Genomic DNA, 17,684 nt, shown 5'->3' on the forward strand with positions numbered 1-17,684 from the left:
GATGAGCGGAGAAACCGCGGCAGTGCCGGACCAGGTCCGGCGGACACCCACGTCGAGCGGTGTGCTGCCCGAGATCGCAGCACGCGCCGACGCGGCCATCGCCATCCGTCACGACCTGCACCGGCACCCGGAGCTGGCCTTCGAGGAACACCGCACCAGTGCCCGCGTAGCCGAGCTGCTGCAGCAGTGGGGCTATGAGGTCACCACCGGCCTGGGCGGCACCGGCGTGGTCGGCACGCTGCAGCGCGGGCAGGGCAGCCGTCGCCTCGGCCTGCGCGCCGACATCGATGCACTGCCGATCCACGAGGATTCCGGACTGGCCTATGCCAGCCAGACCGACGGCCTGATGCATGCCTGCGGCCACGATGGCCACACCGCCATCCTGCTGTCGGCCGCGCATTACCTGGCTCACCATGGCCGTATCGACGGCACCCTGCAGCTGGTATTCCAGCCGGCCGAGGAAACCGGCTCGGGCGCGTCGAAGATGATTGCCGACGGCCTGTTCGAGCGCTTCCCGGTGGATGCAATCTATGGGCTGCACAACTGGCCGGGCGTACCCGTGGGCCACTTCGGCTTCGTCGACGGTCCGGCGATGGCGTCGGTGGACTGGGCGCGGCTGAAAGTGATCGGCAAGGGCGGCCATGGTGCCGAGCCGCAGGGCAGTGTCGATCCGATCCTGGTGGCGGCGCACATCATCACCGCGCTGCAGAGCGTGGTATCGCGCAATGTCGATCCACGGCAGATGGGCGTGGTCACGGTCGGCTCGATCCATGGCGGGCAGGCCGCCAATGTGATTCCGGACGTGGTCGAACTGACGTTGACCGTACGCGCCTATCTGCCCGAGGTGCGCGACACCCTGCGCCGTCGGACCATCGAGATTGCCGAGCAGACCGCCGCCGCCTTCGGTGCGCGGGCCGAGATTGCATTCCCGCGTGGCTTCCCCAGCGTAATCAACCATCCGCAGCAGACCGCCTACGTCCGCGAGGTGGCTTTGCGTGGCTTCGGCGCCGAACAGGTAGTGCCTGACTTTGCGCCGCGCACGGCCAGCGAGGACTTCGCCTTCCTGCTGCAGGCGCGCCCCGGAAGTTTCGTGTTCGTCGGCAACGACGACAGCGCACCGCTGCACAGTCCGCGCTATGTGTTCAACGACGCCGCCATCGCGCCGGCCGCCAGCCTGTGGGCGCGGTTGGCCGAAGACTACCTGGTGAAGGACGTGGCATGAGCAGCAACGAACGCTTCTTCTATACCTCGGTGGATGATCCGCTGGCGCGGCCCCTGTTCGATGGCCTGGAGCAGGAGTACGACAGCCGCTACGCCGACGTGCGCCGACGCATCGGTGGCAGTGCCCGCGAGGAGCTGCAGCGATACCCCGCGCAGGCATTCGCCTCACCGGTAGGCGCGTTCGTACTGTTGCTGCGCGACGGCGTTGCGATCTCCGGGGGTGCCTTCATGCCGCACCGCGATCCGGAGACCGCTGAATTCAAGCGGATCTGGACGCTGCCGGGGCTGCGGCGGCAGGGGATCGCGCGGCGCGTCTTGCAGGAGCTGGAGGCGCAGGCCGCGCGCCAGGGCTATCGGCGGGTGTTCCTGACCACCGGCTTCCGCCAGCCCGAAGCGGTCGGCCTGTACCTCAGCCATGGCTACACCGCGCTGTTCGATCTGCAGGCGGATCCGGAAACCATCGCTCACCTGCCGTTCGAGAAGTATCTGCAGGCGCCCGCGTCACGGGTCGCGCAGGCGCAGGCTGTACTGCATGGAGCCCACGCATGAGCACGCCGTCGACCGCGCTGGATGGAATTGCCGCACGCCCCGCACCGGCGCCCGCGCTGAAGATCGTGCCGGCCCGGCATCCACTGCAGGTGTTCGGAACGCTGCTGGCGTTGGCGCTGATCCTGATTGCCCTGCAATCGGTGCTGGGCAATCCACGCTGGGGCTGGGGCACGTTCGCTGAGTGGTTCTTCGCGCGCCCGGTGCTGGAAGGCCTGGGCCGCACGCTGCTGCTGACCGCACTGGGTACCGGCCTTGGCTTCGCGCTGGGCACCCTGCTTGCGCTGGCGCGCGTCTCCGGCTCGCCACTGCTGTCGGCGGTGTCGTGGGGCTACGTCTGGTTGTTCCGTTCGATCCCGCTGCTGGTGCTGTTGTTGCTGCTGAACAACCTGGGCTACCTGTACAGCACCATCGAGCTGGGCGTGCCGTTCACCGGCATCAGCCTGTTCTCGTACCCGACCACCCAGCTGATCGGTGTGTTCACCGCGGCGGTGCTGGGCCTTACGTTGAACCAGGCCGCATTCTCGGCCGAAGTGATCCGCGGTGGCATCCTGTCGGTCGACCATGGCCAGTACGAGGCGGCAGCCGCACTTGGCCTGCCGCGTGGCCGCCAGGTGCGCCGCATCATCCTGCCGCAGGCGATGCGCTCGATCCTGCCGGCAGCGTTCAACGATGTGATCGGGCTGGCCAAGAGCACGTCGGTGGTCTACGTGCTGGCGCTGCCAGAGCTGTTCTACACCGTGCAGGTGATCTACCGCCGCAACCTGGAGGTGGTACCGCTGCTGATGGTGGCCACGGTCTGGTACCTGGTGATCCTGACCGTGCTGTCGCTGTTGCAGCGACGGGTGGAGCAGCGCTTTGCGCGCGGCCAGCTGCAGCGCGAGCGCTCGGTGTCGCGTGTCTCGTCGCCGACGCGTACACAGCACGATCCCATGCCGCGCGCCACCAGCCGCCCGCGCATCGCCGCGCAGGTCGAGGCGGGCGAGGGTGCATCGGTGTCGTTGCATGGCGTAGGCAAGGTGTTCGGCGACCAGCCGGTGCTGGAAGACGTGAACCTGGACCTGCGCGCGGGCAGCGTGACCGTACTGATCGGCCCGTCCGGTGCCGGCAAGTCCACGCTGCTGCGGCTTATCAACCACCTGGAACGCGCCGACAGTGGCTACGTGACCGTCGGCGGCCAGCTGATCGGCTACCGCCGTGACGGTGACACCCTGTACGAACTGCCGGAGCGCGAGATCCGTCGCCGCCGCGCCGAGGTCGGCATGGTGTTCCAGGGCTTCAACCTGTTCCCGCACCTTACCGCGCTGGAGAACATCATCGAGGCGCCGATCGCGGTGCGCGGCGTGCCGCGCGCGCAGGCCGAGCAGCAGGCGCGCACGCTGCTGGAGCGGGTGGGCCTGGCCGACAAGGCCGATGCCTTCCCGCGCCAGCTGTCGGGCGGCCAGCAGCAGCGCGTGGCGATTGCCCGCGCGCTGGCCCTGCAGCCGAAGGTGCTGCTGTTCGACGAGCCGACCTCGGCACTGGACCCGGAGCTGGTGGCCGAAGTACTGAGCGTGATCGAGGAACTGGCCCGCTCCGGCACCACGCTGGTGATCGTTACCCATGAGTTGAGCTTCGCCCGTCGCGTGGCCGACCACGTGGTGATGATGGACCAGGGGCGGGTGATCGAGCAGGGCACGCCTGAGGCCCTGTTCCAGCGCCCGCGCCAGCAACGCACCGCCGATTTCCTGGCCAAGACTCCGTAACCCCGAAAGGAACGCCATGAGCCCTGCAGCATCGCGTGGACCGTCGCGCAGCACCCTGTTGATCGTGGGCGTGCTGGTCATCGGCATCGCCGGCATTGTCTATTCGCGCGTGCGCCAGGCACCGGATACCGGCACCGTGGTAGTGGCCAGCCTGGCCGGCGCGAACACCGCCGTGCTGGAAGGCACACTCGATCCGAAGGCGCAGGCGTTGATTCCCGCGGGCTACCGCTTCGTCACGCCCGGTACGTTCACCGTGGCCACCCACCCGGGGCAGCTGCCGCTGGCAGACTATGGTGCCGACAGCAAGGAGGTGGTCGGCATCGAGCCGGACATCGCGCGACTGATTGCCGATGCATTGGGCCTGAAGCTGGTGATCGTGCCGGTGGCCTGGGCCGACTGGCCGCTGGGGCTGGAATCGGGCAAGTACGATGCGGTGCTGTCGAACGTGACGGTCACCGAGGAGCGCAAGAAGAAGTTCGATTTCTCCAGCTATCGCTACGACCTGCTGGGTATCTATACGCGCAGGGATGGGCCGATCCGGAAGATCGACAAGCCCGCCGACGTGGCCGGGCTGAAGGTGGTGGTCGGTGCTGCCACCAACCAGGACCAGATCCTGCGGCAGTGGGACCAGCAGAACATCGCCGCCGGTCTGAAGCCGGTGGAATACCAGTACTTCGATGATGCGGTGGTGGGGCGGCTTGCGGTGATCACCGGCCGCGCCGACGTCTCCTTCGAACCCAATGCTACCGGCGCCTACTCGGCGCGCGACGGCAAGGTGCGGCGCGTCGGCCTGTTCCCCGGTGGCTGGCCAAACGCTGCGGCGATCTCGGTGACCACGCGCAAGGGCAGCGGCCTTGCCGACGCAGTGACACAGGCGCTGAACACCCAGATCGGCAGCGGCACGTATGCGCAGGCGCTGGCGCGCTGGAACGTGGCCGAGGAAGCGGTGCCGCAGTCGCAGACCAATCCTCCGGGGTTGCCTGCACTCTGACGCCGGGTGTGGCCCGGCGCGGCCCTGTAGCGTCGGGCTTGCTCGACTGGGGTGGGGGGCGGCGAAGTGCAGTCGAGCAAGCTCGACTCTACCAGCGCGCTTCCAGCGTCCGGAACGGTTTCGCCAGGCGCACGCCCTCGGCGTCGAAGTCGGCAACTGGCCGCCCATCCACACGCACCGATTTCGGTATCGTGCGCTGCGGCCACCAGACCTTCACCGCCGTGCCTCTGCGCAGCCCATCGCCCAGCGTGACCGTCAGCGCGCCGTCGCGCTGCCGCGCCTGCATCTGCAAGGTGCCATATGCGGTGGGCAGTCGCTCCACCGCCAGCCCATCACCGGCCACCCAGGACGGCGGAGTGCCCGGCAGCAATGACAGCGCATCATCGTCTTCGCGCATCAGCATGCCGAACAGCGTGCGACCATACTCGGCACCGATCCAGGTGTGTGGCATGTCACCCAGGTAGCGCGGGAAACGCAACCGCGAATGCACGACTTCGGCCAGCACCTGCCACTCCAGCGGGCGCCGGTCATGCAGCAGGCCCTGCAGCAGTTCATCGGCGGCCTCGGGCTGGCCCAGGTGTACGTAGCTCAATACGTTGCGGATCTCATAGGGCGTGTAGGCATACAGCGCACCGGGCTGGTTGCGCTTGCGCACGTCCTCCAGATAGCGGGCGAAGGTGGTCCGCAACGCATCGGCAGGCAACACGCTCTGCGCGCCGGTCGGGTCCAGGGCGATCGAGACGCCCGTGGGATCGCCATCACCCAGATCCGCCGAGGACGGGATGAAGTCGATGCCCTTCCACGCCATCGTCGCGCGGATCGATGCGTGCAGCGCGTCGTACAGCGCCTTGTGCTGCTGACGCGCCCACACCGCGGTTTCGTGATCGCCCAGTGCGTCGGCCAGCCACGCGCCATCGTGCCAGCCCTTCAGGCCCCAGTAGTCATCCCAGTAGCTGTGGGTCGGTGATGGATAGCCCTCATGACTGATGGATGGTGCAAGGATGCCGGCGAAGCGTTCCGGCGACGGCTGGTCGGCCATGTAACCCGCTACCAGCGTGCGCTCGCGCAGCTGCTGCAGGAAGCGCAGCGCCGCCTTCACTTTCGGCAGGTACGCGCGCACCGACTCCGGCCCGCCATCGAGGCGGGCGACATCGGCGACCAGTGCGACGTATTGCCCCTGGCTGTCGTACTCGATGTCCGAACCAAAACCGGTGTTGACGCTGCCATCGTCGTTGAGGATCGGCGAGACCAGTCCGTTGGCGTGCACGCCGTGCTCGCTGTACCACGCAAGGTAGTCGCGCGCGACCTTGGCTTCGCCCATGCGCAGCAGCACCGCCGACGTGGCCATGCCGTCGCGGATGAAGGAGCGGTTGTAGTTGCGTGGCCCCGGCTGCATGGCCGGCCCGGTCTGGTTGATCAGCATGTAGGCGGCCTGCGCGCGCAGCATGTCGACCAGCGAAGGATCGGGCAGGCGCAGCCCCACCTGGCCCAGCCGTGCCTGCCAATCCGTTGAGGCCTGCGCGGCCAGCGCGTCGAACGCTGCATCGGCTCCGTGTGGCAGCGAGGACAGGTCGAGCGGAGGAGCGTCCGGCAGTGCACCGTTGGCATCGGCGGCGGCGGTGCCCAACGGGAAGGCAGCGACGATGGCCTCGCTGGCCCCGGGCGCCAGCGAAACGCGATAGCTGAGGGCCGCTGCGGCAAGGCCCTGGTCATCCCGTGCCTGTTGCGTGTCGGGCAGCGTGCCGGTGGCGATGGCGGCAGTGATTTCCTTTGCACCTTCCGCACCGAAGGGCGCGGCGCCCGACGCCGTCACCGGGGTGAGTGAATGCAGCAGGATACGGCCATTGATGCGCACCGCCTGACCTTCGACGGACACATCGCGGATCGGTGACAGGCCACCGTTCTGCCACGGCGGGTTCATCTGCATGGGGCGTACAACCAGGGTCAGCGTGCCGTTGATCGTGGTCGTGCCGCTGTTGTGCAGCCGGTGGCGAAGCAGGGTGACCGGCTGCCCGTCGCGCTCAATGGCGAAGGCCTCGCTGCGCAGCTCCAGTCCGGGCTGAGGTGCCCAGGTGGCCGACGGCATCGGCTTCCATCCATCGCGCAGGGCATGCTGCACCGTCTGCCCCGCCGCGCCTGCAGCGTGCCCGTCGGCATTGCGCCAGATCGGCTGCACCAGCGGTGCGCCCTTGAAGGCTTCGAGATTGCCGTATTCGTCGAAGATCGATTTCTGCCGACCCGCGTGCACACCCACGGCGGTCCAGTAGGTCTGCTGCATCTGCAGCGAGGCGGGGAACAAGGCACGTTGCGCACCGCTGGCGGCAATCTGGTAACGCTTCATCGGCGTCATCACCGCCTTCGGGCCCAGCAGGCGGATGCGGGCGATCTGCGGAGCGTCGCCGTGCACCGTCAACCGTAGTGCGTGGATGTCGAGCGGCGCGCTGGCCGCGAGCCAGCTCTGCTTCCGGGTCGCTGCCTGCGCGTCCTTTGCCAGCGCATGCCAGCGGCCTTTGCCATCCTGGGCCTGCAGCGCTGCGGCACCGTGCACGCTGGCCCAGTCCACCGCCAGCCCGGTGCTCGGCTGCGGGCGTGGCAAGGTGATGTCGAGCGTATGGACGCCACCCCTGCCGGCGGGAATGGCTACTGCACTGCCGCCTTGCCACAGCGCCGCTGACTGCGTGGCATCGAGTCCCACCAAGCGCGCGCTGAGCGACGTATCGAGCGGTTCCATTTCGAAGATCGACACGCCCCAGTCGGAGGTGCGCCGCGGACTGGCCAGGCGCAGGTAACGGGCCTGGCGTGGCGCGAAGTACAGCGTTTCGACGCCGCCGAGTGAATCGTCCATGGTGTAGGCGGTCTGCCACTGCGTCCCGTCCAGCGAGGTCTGCAACGTGTAGCCCTCGGGATTGGAGACATCCCAGGTCAGGCGCACGCCAGCGAGCGTGGCCGGCGCGCCGAGGTCGATCTGGAACCAGTGGCCGGGACTGAACGCGCCGCCGGTCACCGTGTTCGGATCGTTGTCGATCAGGTGGCTGATGGCCATGGCCGGGACCTGCTGCGATGAAGCACTTGCCCGCCACTGGTCGCGGGCCGGCAGGTTCTGGGCCTGCGCGGAGAACGCCAGCCCGACAAACAGCAGGGCTGCGGTGAGGCGGAAAGAGGAGGGCAGCTTGAGGACAGTGGAGCGTTCAACGCGAAATGCCATTACAGACAACCTCGCAGGTTCGGCCGGGATCGGGCGAGCGCTACGCTAGCAAGGGTTGTAACCGTTTACATGACGCGCTGCGGTAGGCGATGCAACGAGTGCTGACGGATGTGGCTCTGGACGCATGACCGGGATTGGCTAGGGTCATTGCTCAAGGCAAAGCCATGCAGGTTGTCATTTGACAACCATGGCCTGTCATGTGCAGACTAGGGAGAACAAGGAATGTCTCGTGCTCGTCATCCCGACAAGGACATCGAATCGGTGCTGCGGTTCGCGGAAGCTCGAGGCTGGAGCCTCCGTGTAGGTGGGAGCCATGCGTGGGGCCGGATGTATTGCCCTTACAACGACACCGACTGCCGATGCGGAGAATTCTGTGTCGTGAGCATCTGGAGCACGCCGCGCAGTCCTGGCAACCATGCGCGCGCCTTGCGCCGCGTGGTCGAGAACTGCAGTCGTGAGCAATGAAATCAGGCTTCGACGGAAGCGAGGTGGCAGACGATGGAATTCAATTTCACCCTGAAGTACCGCTTGCCCGAACTTTACGATGACGTCGGAGTGCTTGAGCGGCGGCTGGTGGAGGCGGGGTGTGACGACGCGCTTCTGGGCAGCGGCTTGCCGGGGAGGATGGCGCTGGCCTTCTGCCGTGACGCCGACAGCGCGGTGGTCGCGCTGTGCTCGGCAGTGGATGATGTGCAGCGGGCCGTGCCGGGTGCCGAACTGGTGGAGGTGAGCCCGGATCTGGTGGGGCTTACGGATGTAGCCGATCTGCTCGGGATGTCGCGACAGAACATGCGGAAGCTGATGCTGGCCAACCCGCAGTCGTTTCCGTCCCCGGTGCATGACGGCTCAACCTCCATCTGGCACCTGGCCGACATTCTGGGTTGGTTGCGCGCGCGTGGCAGCGAGAAGGTCACCACGGAAATGGCCGAACTGGCCGCGGCCGCATTGCAGTTGAATCTGGCCCGGGAAGGGCGCAGGTTGCAGCCGAAGGCGTAGTGCCGGGCTACCGCATCAGCGCTGTCACCCGCGCGCTGGCGTCCTGCGAAAGGGCGCCCGAAGGCGCCCCGCAGGTCCACTGGCTTTCCGGGCTCAACCCCGTGGCGAGAGCAGGTCTGCAAGACCGATTGCGGTGTACATTTCGCGTCGCATGCGATCGGCAACGGCATTGACCACTTCGGCGCCGTCCTGTGAGGGGTCTACATGTACCCGGAATGGCCGATGTCCGTGTGGCAGGCCCACCACCCGCACGATCTGCCGCGCGACCTCCTCGGGATCGGCATCTGCAGGCTCCCGCCCTGCCAGGCCCTTCAGTGCCTGGTCGGCGACACCTGCATACGGGCCATTCTCATAGTCGTCCACGATGGCGGTATCGGCGGGCGTGCCCGAATGCAGGAAGTGATTGGTGCCCTTGGTGAATGCACCCGGCACCATGATCGTGGTCTCGATGCCCCACCGCGACAGTTCGGTTGAATAGGACACCGCCAGTGCATCCATGGCGGCCTTGGCGGCGAAGTAGGGCGCAAGGAACGGTGGCGTGCCACCGCGTGTGGAGGACGAGCCGATCCAGACGAGCAGGCCGCTGCCACGGCGGCGCAGGTGTGGCAGCGCGGCGCGGTTCACCCGCTGTGTGCCCAGCACATTGACGTCGTACTGCTGCATCAGCTGCTCCGGGGTGAATGCTTCAGCCGGCCCGAACACCATGTGCCCGGCGTTGTGCACGATGACGTCGAGCGCGCCTGCTTCGGCCAGAACCTGTTCGACCGCCGCCTGGCTGGACGCGTCCGACTGCACGTCCAGTTCAACGCTGCGAAGGTCGGCGTGATGCGCGTCTGCCCACTGTGCGATGTCGGCCACGCGGGTTGCATTGCGCCCGCGCGTTTCGCGCATCGAGGCGTAGACGACGTGGCCGGCAAGGGCCAGTGCCTTGGCGGTCATCAGGCCGAAGCCGGAGGATGCGCCGGTGATCAGGATGGTGTGCGACATGGAAACTCCAGAAGAAGAGAGGGTCATTGCCGGGCGCGGGCCAACAGGCGCTGCGGCACGGTGTGCGCGGTCCAGGCGGCCAGTGAACCGAGGGCGCTGGCCGCGGCCAGTTCGGAGAGATGGGCCAGCGAGGGCTCAAGGTGGGCCGCGAACCAGCTGACCAGACCGAGGAAGTACCCCAGCAGGTTGTTCAATACCGGCAGGCCACGCAGGGCGACCACGCACAGCGCTACGACCAGCACGACGGCGGGCACGGCCAGCGAGGGACCCAGTGAGGGAGAGAGCAGGCCCACTGCAAGTGTTGCCAATGCGCCGATGCCCAGCCCGAACCAGACGCAGGCCAGGTTTTCGATCGTGGAGCGCGTGCCCTGCAGCCGCGTGAAAAAGGCAATCCAACCGATGAACATCGTCCACACCGGCCAGCCGGCATGCAGCGCTCCGGCTGCGGCGAAGGCCGCGGTGAGCGCCGCGGTCACGGTGACGAGGGCGTAGGCACTGCGGGAAACAGGGATCGGATTCATGGCGTCTCCCCGTGGCTCAGACCGCGCCGCCGTTGGCACGCAGGACCTGACCGTTGATCCATCCGCCGTCGGCACCGGCCAGGAAGGCCACAGCAGCGGCGATGTCATCCGGCGTACCCAGGCGTTCAAGCGGGCTCATCTTTGCCAACCGGTCGATCAGCTCGGCTGATTTGCCTTCCAGGAACAGGCTCGTTGCCGTCGGGCCCGGTGCGACCGCGTTCACGGTGATGCCGCGGCCGCGCAGTTCCTTGCTGAGGATGGCGCTCATGGTTTCCACCGCCGCCTTGCTTGCGGCATAGACGCCATAGCGCTCGAGCTTGAATCCGACCACGCTGGTGGACAGGGTGACGATGCGGCCGCCGTCGCGAACACGGCGTGCGCTCTCGCGCAGCACATTGAACGCGCCCTTCAGGTTGATGGCGATGAGGCGGTCGAACAGGGTGTCTTCGCTCTCGGCCAGCGAAGCGAGTTCCAGTACCCCGGCACTGTTCACGACCACATCGACACCGCCGAAACGTGCCTCGATCGCATCGAACAGGGAGTGCACGGACTGCGGCTTGGCGACATCGGCTTGAAGCGCGATGGCCTGGCCACCCTTGGCCATCAGCTCGTTGGCCAGTGCTTCGGCCTCTTGGTGACGGCCGGCATAGTTGATGGCAACGGCAAAGCCGTCGGCGGCGAGGCGGCGGGAGATGGCGGCGCCGATGCCGCGCGAGCCGCCGGTGACAAGGGCAACGGGGGCTGAGGAAGCGATGTTCATGTTCAGATCCAGGAAGGCGCACCCACATGGCGCACGGTCATCCTGAGCGTAATTGCCGGACGGATAATCCCCCTTGATCCGGCAACATCATCCGGGTAGCCGAACAATCAGGCCGCCGACCCGCTGTACGTCCCCGCCCGGGCCGCCACAGCTGTGCTGCTGCAGCACCCGCGCGAGGCGGGGGCGGCAGAGGGTTCCAGGCAGGGCGCGGTGGCAGGCTACAACTGCACCTGCTCCCACCAGCGCGTGCCGGCGCTCGGCGCCTGCATGTCCAGCGCTTCGCCCATCATCGGCGTGGCCACCGGCACGCTGTTTGCCTTCGCCAGGGCGGTGATGCGCTCGAACGGTTGTTGCCAGGCATGCAGGGCCAGATCGAAGGTTCCGTTGTGGATCGGCAGCAGCCACTTGCCGCGCAGATCCAGGTGCGCCTGCAGGGTCTGTTCCGGTTGCATGTGCACGAACGCCCAGCGTGGGTCATAGGCGCCGGTTTCGATCATGGTGAGGTCGAACGGGCCGTACTTCTCGCCGATGGCCTTGAAGCCATCGAAGTAGCCGGTGTCGCCACTGAAGAAGATGCGGAAGTCGCCGTCCTGGATGACCCAGGACGCCCACAGGCTGCGATCACTGTCGCCCAGCCCACGGCCGGAAAAGTGCTGGCCCGGGGTGGCGGTCAGGCGCAGGCCGCTGGCTTCGGTCGACTGCCACCAGTCCAGCTGTTCCACCTTGGCGGCATCCACGCCCCAGGCGATGAGCTGGTCGCCCACCCCCAGCGGCGCAATGAAACGCGCGGTCTTGCCGGCCAGCTGCATCACCGCGGCGTGGTCGAGATGGTCGTAGTGGTTGTGCGAGAGGATCACACCGGCGATCGGCGGCAGTTCGTCGATGCTGATGGGGGGCGCGTGGAAACGCGCCGGGCCCATCCACTGCACCGGAGAGGCGCGCTCGGAGAATACCGGGTCGGTCAGCCAATACTGGCCGCGCAGCTTCAGCAGGATCGTCGAGTGCCCGAGCCGGAACAGGCTGCGGTCGGGCGCGGCGTCCAGGCGGGCGCGGTCCAGCGGCAGCACCGGAATGGGGTGCGCCGGCACCGTGCCCTTGGGCTTGTTGAACAGGAACGTCCACCAGATCTCCACGCCGTCGCGCAGGCCCATTGCCGGCCGTGGCAGGGCGTTGCGGAACTTGCCGTCGCGGTACTGCGGCGAATCGGGGAAGTCGGGAAGGGACCAGGACTTGCAGAAGGTGTAGGCGGTCACGGCGAGGATTCCAAGCAAAAGGACAAGGAGCAGGCGCTTCATGGGTGACGTCCGCTGGGTACACTGCACAGTGTAGTTTCGTGTTTTTCAAAAGTACACTGGTCGGTGTAAAGTGTACGCATCCGTTCAGCTGACTGGTTCCTGCCATGCCCCGTGCCCCGCAACGCCTGACCGACCGCAAACGCGACGCCATCGTGCGCGCGGCGGTGGAGGAGTTCCGTGCATCGGGTTACGAGGCCACCAGCATGGACCGCATCGCCGAAGCGGCCGGAGTCTCCAAGCGCACCGTCTACAACCACTTCCCAAGCAAGGAAGCGTTGTTCTCGATGATCCTGGAGGAGCTGTGGGAGCGCAGCGCGGCCAGCGACACCCTGCCGTACCGCGCCGACCAGCCGCTGCCGGCACAGCTGCTGCAGCTTGTGGGGCAGAAACTGGAGCTGCTCAGCGACGCCAACTTCATCGATCTGGCGCGGGTGGCGATGGCCGAGATCATCCATTCGCCGGAGCGCGCGCAGGCGATCGTTTGCCGCATGGGCGAGAAGGAAAGCGGCGAGAGTGCGTGGATACGCGCGGCGATTGCCGATGGGCGCCTGCGTGCGGTCGATCCGGAGTTTGCCGGGCACCAGCTGCACGGCCTGGTGAAGAGCTTTGCGTTCTGGCCGCAGGTGACGATGGGGCAGGCGCCGTTGAACGCCGAGGAACGCGCGCGCGTGGCCGAGTCGGCGGTGGCGATGTTCCTGGGCTACTACGCGATCTAGCCGGCGGCGAAACGACGGAATTCATCCGCCGGTAGCGCAGCCGAGTACAGATAGCCCTGGCCGACATCCACGCCCAGTGCGCGCAGCTGCTGTTCCTGTGCCAGGGTCTCGGTGCCTTCGGCCACCACGATCGCGCCGCAGCGATGCGCGACTTCAACGATGAAGCGCACGATCGACTGTGACTTGGCATCGGACAGCGTGGCGATCAACGCCTGCTCGATCTTGACCTCGGCGATGGCCAGCTGCGAGAGCAGGATCAGGGTCGAGTAGCCCGCACCGAAATCATCCAGGGACAAGGTCACTTCGGCGGCCAGCAATTGCGCGATGTTGGCATCGACCACATCGCGTTCGACGATCTCGGTCCACTCGACGATTTCCAGGCGCAGCATCGTCCCGGGCACATCATGCAGCTGCAGCAGTTCCTGCAGGCGCAGGCCGAAACGGGGCAGGCGCAGCGACTCGGCGGAGACATTGACCGCCACGGTCAGTTGCAGGCCCTCACCCCGGCACTGCTGCAGGAAGTGGATGGCTGACTGCAGCGTGGCCCATTCCAGGTCGGCCAGGCGGCCCTGGCGGCGCAGCAGCGAGATCACCCGCATCGGCGTGACCATCCGGCCCTCGCCGTCGCGCATGCGCAGCAACGCTTCGGCACCGACCAGGCGCCGGTCCTGCAGGCGATGCTTGGGCTGGTAGCACAACGGCGCGTCGCCTTGGCGGAGCCAGCGTTCCAGTGCACCTTCGATCAGCACGTCGATCTCGCTGTCGCGCTGGACCGGATCGTCGAAGAACACGACGCCCGACTTGATCGCGCTCAACGCCAGCGTGATCGCGCGGAAGGGCAGGTGCCCGTCGTCGGCGTCACCGGGCGGCTTCAGTTCGACCACCGCGCAGCGGACCAGCGGCCGGAAGCCTGGCCACTCCTCGCTGATGCGCTCGGCCAGCCCGGACGCCAGTTCGGTGATGCGGGGCTGCGTGCGCAGTTCCGGCAACGACAGGCCCTGCACCAGGATCGCCAGCGCGGCATCACCGAACTGATAGATCTCCAGCCTGTCCGCAGGCAGTGATGGCAGCAGGCGGCGCACATCGTCGCCGCTGTCGCGCCGCCACAGTCCGTTGTCCTGCAGCGGCCCATAACGCAGCCGCAGGTCACGCAGGTTGCCCATCTCGGCGACGATCAGGCAGGCATGACCGATGCCGTCGTTGTCGCGCCAATAGTGCTGCAGGCGTTCGCCGAGCGCGCGCATGTTGGGCAGGCCGCTGATCGGGTCGATGCGCAGCCAGGCCTGCTCGCGCTGGCGCTGGGCATCGATCTGCGCATCGTTGTAGACCAGTGCGAACACGGCGCCCAGCATCAACAGCGACACGGGCAATGCCAGCAGGCGCTGGATCGCCAGTTCTGTTACCGGCAGCTGATCGGCGCCGATGATCGCCACGCCGAGGGCCAGGCCCAGCGCGGTCACGCCGATGCGCACGCCCCAGGCCTGCAGGATCATCGGCAGCGAGAGTTCGTTGAGCATGCGCGGGTGCAGGCGCCTGCGCAGCCAGATGCCGGCCAGCATCTGCAGCAGGGATTCAAGGGCCGCGGGCAGGAAGAACTGGGTGCCGGAGAACTGGTAGCGGGCCAGCAGGCTGGCGGCCAGGCAGGCCAGGCCGCCGCGCCAGCCACCGAGCAGGCCGCTGACCAGTAGGATGTCGAAGCCGAGGTGGAGCTTGACCACGCCCTGGGTATAGCCGGCCACGAACCAGGAATTGAACAGGTAGATCAGGCCCAGCGCCACGCCCACATACAGGCGGCGCCCTTCGATGGCATGGCCGGCGCGGCGGGTGGCGATCAGCAGCACGCCGATCATGCCGATGACGGCGGTGGCCTGCAGCAGGTACAGCGGCAGGCTGGGCAGGGCACTGTCCAGGACCTGGGCCGTAACCCGTGAAAGCGCATCCATAGCAGGTTCCCGCCTGTGACCGACGGCCAGTGAGGAGCAGGGTAAACCACGGCCGCGCGCGCGGCCACTGACGCCTCCCTGCGCTGGCCGCCGTGGTCAGTAGCGCGGGTCGGCGATGGCCGGTAGCACCAGTTCGCGCACGAAGCCCGAGGGCGATAGCTGCAGCAGTGCACGCACCATGGCCACCACGTCGTGCACGGGCACCAGCCCGCCTTCGCCGCGCGCTGCGGCGTCAGCCACCGGTACCGCCAGTGCGTCGTCGGTATTGAGATAACCCAGCTGCAGGCTGGTGACCGCCAGGCGGCGCTCGCGGAAGCCTTCGCGCAGCGTATCGGCGATGCCGTTGAGCGCGAACTTCGAAGCGCCGAAGGCCACTTCCGGGCGGCCGCTGCGCGGCAGTGCCGAGGTGGAACCGGTCAGCACCAGCTGTGGCCGTGCTGCATTCAATACACGGGGCAACAGGCGCTGCAGCAGCATCAGGGTGGCGGTGATGTTGACGTCGACCAGCTGCGCGAGCGCGGTATCGCTTTCATCGAGAAAGGCGTATTCGTCGCTGAAGGCCTTGTCTTCCCAGATGCCCAGGTTGTGGATCAGCACATCGATATCGGCCGGTGCCTGCGCTGCGATGTGGTCGGCCGCTGCGGTGGGCCGGGACAGGTCTGCTTCGATCCATTGCAGAGTGACGTCGTCAGGGCAGGCGATGCCGCGCGGGCGGGTGCGCGAGACACCAATCACAGTGTCACCCGGGGCACAGAGGCCTTCCACGAACGCGCGTCCCAGGCCTCTGCTAGCGCCGATGATCATCAATTTCATGTTGCTTCCTTGGTTGTGCAGTGGCGGCATCAGTGGGCCGCCAGGATGAGGTCCCAGTCGCCGAACGCGCGCAGGCCGCTGCGTTCGGCAGTGGTGATGGAGGCCGTGTTGTCGAGCTGGCATCGGTACTGCGGCTGCAACCCGGAGGCCTGGGCGGATATGGCCATCGTCTGCACGAGCCGGCGTGCATGACCACGCCCACGGGCTTCGGGCAGTGTCAGCACGCCCATGTCGGCGAGTGCCGGATCCAGGCTCCACGGGTACAGGCTGCCGGCCGCGACCAGCTGCTCGCCGTCGAAGGCACCGAACACCTGCCAGTGGTCGAGCTCGACCCAGGCCGCATCGAGATCCCCCTTGCTGGCGCTGGCCTGGAACGCACTGAACACAGCAGTGTCGGCTGGAGCGAGGCGGCGGATGTGGGGCGGTGCAGGGTGCTCGGCCAGTGCCGCAAGTTCTGCAGCAGGGAAATAGAAGAGGCGGTCGGCGCCATGCGTGCGCTGGCCGACGTCGATCAGCCGCTGCCGCAGCTGTGCGAGTGTCCAATGCGCGCGTGCGTACAGTTGCAGGCGTTCCGCCAGGACTGGGCGCAGCACCGCGCGCGCAGGACCAGCAAACGGTTGCAGCAGCATGCCGTCCTCACCCTCGTCTAAATCATCGCTGCAGGCCAGGTACAGCAGGGGATCGTCCTGCAGCATGCGCTCACCCCCGCAGATGCGCCGCCAGCTGGCATCGATCATCGGGGCAAACGCATCATCCATGACAGTGGTCTCGCTCAGTGCCGGGGCAGATTCACCTGCAGGCCGGACGCCTTCCATTCGGGGTAGCCGGCGGGGAGCTGCTGCGCCGCCAGTCCGGCCTCGTCCAGCATCGCCAGCGCATCGTTGGACAGCACGCAGCAGGGCCCGTGGCAGTCGGCGACAATGTGGACGGCGCGTGGCCGTTCGTCCATCCATGCATGCCGTTCCGTAACGGGAATGTTCAGCGCGCCAGGCACAGCTCCATCATTGGTGCTGTTGACGGGGGGCATGCCGGATGAGCGAGAATCCGTGCAGTCATCGGCAACAGGCGTTTCCCGGCATGGAAGCAACCCACGCGCGCATGGATGGCATGCCCCTGCCTCACGCCTGGCAGGAAGCGCTGGCCGGCGCGCGTTTTGAGCGGCAGTCGATCGGCGTTTCGCGCGCTGATGTTGCCCGCGTGCACCGGCCAGGGCAGGCCGATGCGTTCCTGAAATCGGAAGTGATCGATGCCTTCAGTGAACTGGGTGATGAGATCGCACGCCTGCGCTGGTTGCAGGCACAGGGGCAGCCCGCACCGACGGTGATGGCCACTGCCGAAGAAGCGGGCCGGCGCTGGTTGCTGATGAGTGCGCTGCCAGGCCGCGACCTGGCCACGTCAGTGGATCTGCCACCCCGACAGGTGGTAGTGGTGCTGGCTGACGCATTGCGCGACCTGCATGCCTTGCCGGTGTCAACCTGTCCGTTCGACCAGCGGTTGGCGTCGCGCCTCCATGCCGCGCAGGCACGCGTCGAGGCCGGTGTGGTCGACGCCGACGACTTCGATGACGAACGCCTGGGCCAGAGCGCGCAACAGGTCTTTGTCGAGCTTTGCGCGAGCCGGCCGGCGCACGAAGACCGGGTGGTCTGCCATGGCGATGCCTGCCTGCCCAACCTGATGGTGGCTGACGGCCGCTTCAGCGGTTTCATCGATTGCGGGCGCTTGGGCGTGGCCGACCGCTACCAGGACCTGGCATTGGCCGCGCGCAGCCTCGTGCACAATTTTGGTGACACGCGCTGGGTGGCGCCGCTGTTCCAGCGTTACGGCGTGATCGCCGATGAGCGGCGGCTGGCGTTCTATCGATTGCTCGACGAGTTCTTCTGAAGCGAGCGGGGGCTGAACGCCGGCCTGCCGGTGGCTTCGCGGGCGCTTGAAATGGACGAACGTT

Annotated in this window: 16 protein-coding genes; 7 read left to right on the forward strand and 9 right to left on the reverse strand. The window is 67.1% G+C overall.

The features are described from left to right. The first annotated feature begins 1 nt into the window (after position 1). The 4 genes from AC5P7U_RS11555 to AC5P7U_RS11570 are packed head-to-tail and all read left to right on the forward strand — an operon-like array spanning position 2 to position 4,503. A complete protein-coding gene (locus tag AC5P7U_RS11555; RefSeq protein ID WP_197562985.1) occupies positions 2 to 1,222 on the forward strand; it encodes an amidohydrolase in 1,221 nt (406 codons plus the stop codon). Next, a complete protein-coding gene (locus AC5P7U_RS11560) occupies positions 1,219 to 1,770 on the forward strand; it encodes a GNAT family N-acetyltransferase (protein ID WP_006435457.1) in 552 nt (183 codons plus the stop codon). The genes AC5P7U_RS11555 and AC5P7U_RS11560 overlap by 4 nt, the downstream gene beginning before the upstream one ends. Next, complete coding sequence (locus AC5P7U_RS11565; RefSeq protein ID WP_197562987.1) at positions 1,767 to 3,512, forward strand: ABC transporter permease subunit; 1,746 nt, start codon at positions 1,767 to 1,769, stop codon at positions 3,510 to 3,512. The genes AC5P7U_RS11560 and AC5P7U_RS11565 overlap by 4 nt, the downstream gene beginning before the upstream one ends. Positions 3,513 to 3,528: 16 nt before the next feature. Then, positions 3,529 to 4,503 carry a transporter substrate-binding domain-containing protein gene (locus AC5P7U_RS11570; RefSeq protein ID WP_197562989.1) on the forward strand — a complete coding sequence of 325 codons (975 nt, stop codon included), beginning with the start codon at positions 3,529 to 3,531 and terminating at the stop codon, positions 4,501 to 4,503. An 88-nt stretch (positions 4,504 to 4,591) separates the two neighbouring features. Here AC5P7U_RS11570 and AC5P7U_RS11575 read toward each other — a convergent pair whose 3' ends face one another. Next, positions 4,592 to 7,708 (reverse strand): galactose-binding domain-containing protein, encoded by a 3,117-nt coding sequence (locus tag AC5P7U_RS11575; RefSeq protein WP_197562991.1) that lies wholly within the window; start codon positions 7,706 to 7,708, stop codon positions 4,592 to 4,594. A gap of 498 nt (positions 7,709 to 8,206) precedes the next feature. Here AC5P7U_RS11575 and AC5P7U_RS11580 point away from each other — a divergent pair, with 498 nt between their 5' ends. Further along, positions 8,207 to 8,704 (forward strand): helix-turn-helix transcriptional regulator, encoded by a 498-nt coding sequence (locus tag AC5P7U_RS11580; protein WP_049457267.1) that lies wholly within the window; start codon positions 8,207 to 8,209, stop codon positions 8,702 to 8,704. A 93-nt stretch (positions 8,705 to 8,797) separates the two neighbouring features. Here AC5P7U_RS11580 and AC5P7U_RS11585 read toward each other — a convergent pair whose 3' ends face one another. From AC5P7U_RS11585 to AC5P7U_RS11600, 4 genes are all read right to left on the reverse strand, one after another. Beyond that, positions 8,798 to 9,691, reverse strand: coding sequence for an SDR family NAD(P)-dependent oxidoreductase (locus AC5P7U_RS11585; protein ID WP_197562993.1), 894 nt, complete (start codon positions 9,689 to 9,691; stop codon positions 8,798 to 8,800). A 23-nt stretch (positions 9,692 to 9,714) separates the two neighbouring features. Then, positions 9,715 to 10,212 carry a DUF1097 domain-containing protein gene (locus AC5P7U_RS11590; protein WP_197562995.1) on the reverse strand — a complete coding sequence of 166 codons (498 nt, stop codon included), beginning with the start codon at positions 10,210 to 10,212 and terminating at the stop codon, positions 9,715 to 9,717. Positions 10,213 to 10,228: 16 nt separating this feature from the next. Then, positions 10,229 to 10,972, reverse strand: a complete 744-nt coding sequence (locus tag AC5P7U_RS11595) for an SDR family oxidoreductase (protein ID WP_197562997.1) — start codon at positions 10,970 to 10,972, stop codon at positions 10,229 to 10,231. Between the two features lie 218 nt (positions 10,973 to 11,190). Beyond that, positions 11,191 to 12,267 carry an MBL fold metallo-hydrolase gene (locus AC5P7U_RS11600; RefSeq protein ID WP_197562998.1) on the reverse strand — a complete coding sequence of 359 codons (1,077 nt, stop codon included), beginning with the start codon at positions 12,265 to 12,267 and terminating at the stop codon, positions 11,191 to 11,193. Positions 12,268 to 12,371: 104 nt separating this feature from the next. Here AC5P7U_RS11600 and AC5P7U_RS11605 point away from each other — a divergent pair, with 104 nt between their 5' ends. Beyond that, complete coding sequence (locus tag AC5P7U_RS11605; RefSeq protein ID WP_006435685.1) at positions 12,372 to 12,983, forward strand: TetR/AcrR family transcriptional regulator; 612 nt, start codon at positions 12,372 to 12,374, stop codon at positions 12,981 to 12,983. On the opposite strand, the gene AC5P7U_RS11610 is transcribed toward AC5P7U_RS11605, so the two are convergent. The 4 genes from AC5P7U_RS11610 to AC5P7U_RS11625 form a co-directional block, all read right to left on the reverse strand. Further along, positions 12,980 to 14,926 (reverse strand): EAL domain-containing protein, encoded by a 1,947-nt coding sequence (locus tag AC5P7U_RS11610; protein WP_197562999.1) that lies wholly within the window; start codon positions 14,924 to 14,926, stop codon positions 12,980 to 12,982. The genes AC5P7U_RS11605 and AC5P7U_RS11610 overlap by 4 nt on opposite strands. Before the next feature lie 96 nt (positions 14,927 to 15,022). Further along, positions 15,023 to 15,739, reverse strand: a complete 717-nt coding sequence (locus AC5P7U_RS11615) for an SDR family NAD(P)-dependent oxidoreductase (protein WP_197563000.1) — start codon at positions 15,737 to 15,739, stop codon at positions 15,023 to 15,025. Positions 15,740 to 15,768: 29 nt separating this feature from the next. Next, a complete protein-coding gene (locus AC5P7U_RS11620; RefSeq protein ID WP_197563001.1) occupies positions 15,769 to 16,497 on the reverse strand; it encodes a GNAT family N-acetyltransferase in 729 nt (242 codons plus the stop codon). A gap of 14 nt (positions 16,498 to 16,511) precedes the next feature. Further along, positions 16,512 to 16,688 (reverse strand): hypothetical protein, encoded by a 177-nt coding sequence (locus AC5P7U_RS11625; protein ID WP_308307779.1) that lies wholly within the window; start codon positions 16,686 to 16,688, stop codon positions 16,512 to 16,514. A 128-nt stretch (positions 16,689 to 16,816) separates the two neighbouring features. Between AC5P7U_RS11625 and AC5P7U_RS11630 the strand changes: the two genes are divergently transcribed. After that, on the forward strand, positions 16,817 to 17,620 hold the full coding sequence (locus tag AC5P7U_RS11630; RefSeq protein ID WP_197563002.1) for an APH(3')-II family aminoglycoside O-phosphotransferase: 804 nt from the start codon (positions 16,817 to 16,819) through the stop codon (positions 17,618 to 17,620). Positions 17,621 to 17,684: the final 64 nt, after the last annotated feature.

This window comes from Stenotrophomonas sp. YJH_SMC_57 (assembly GCF_059369755.1).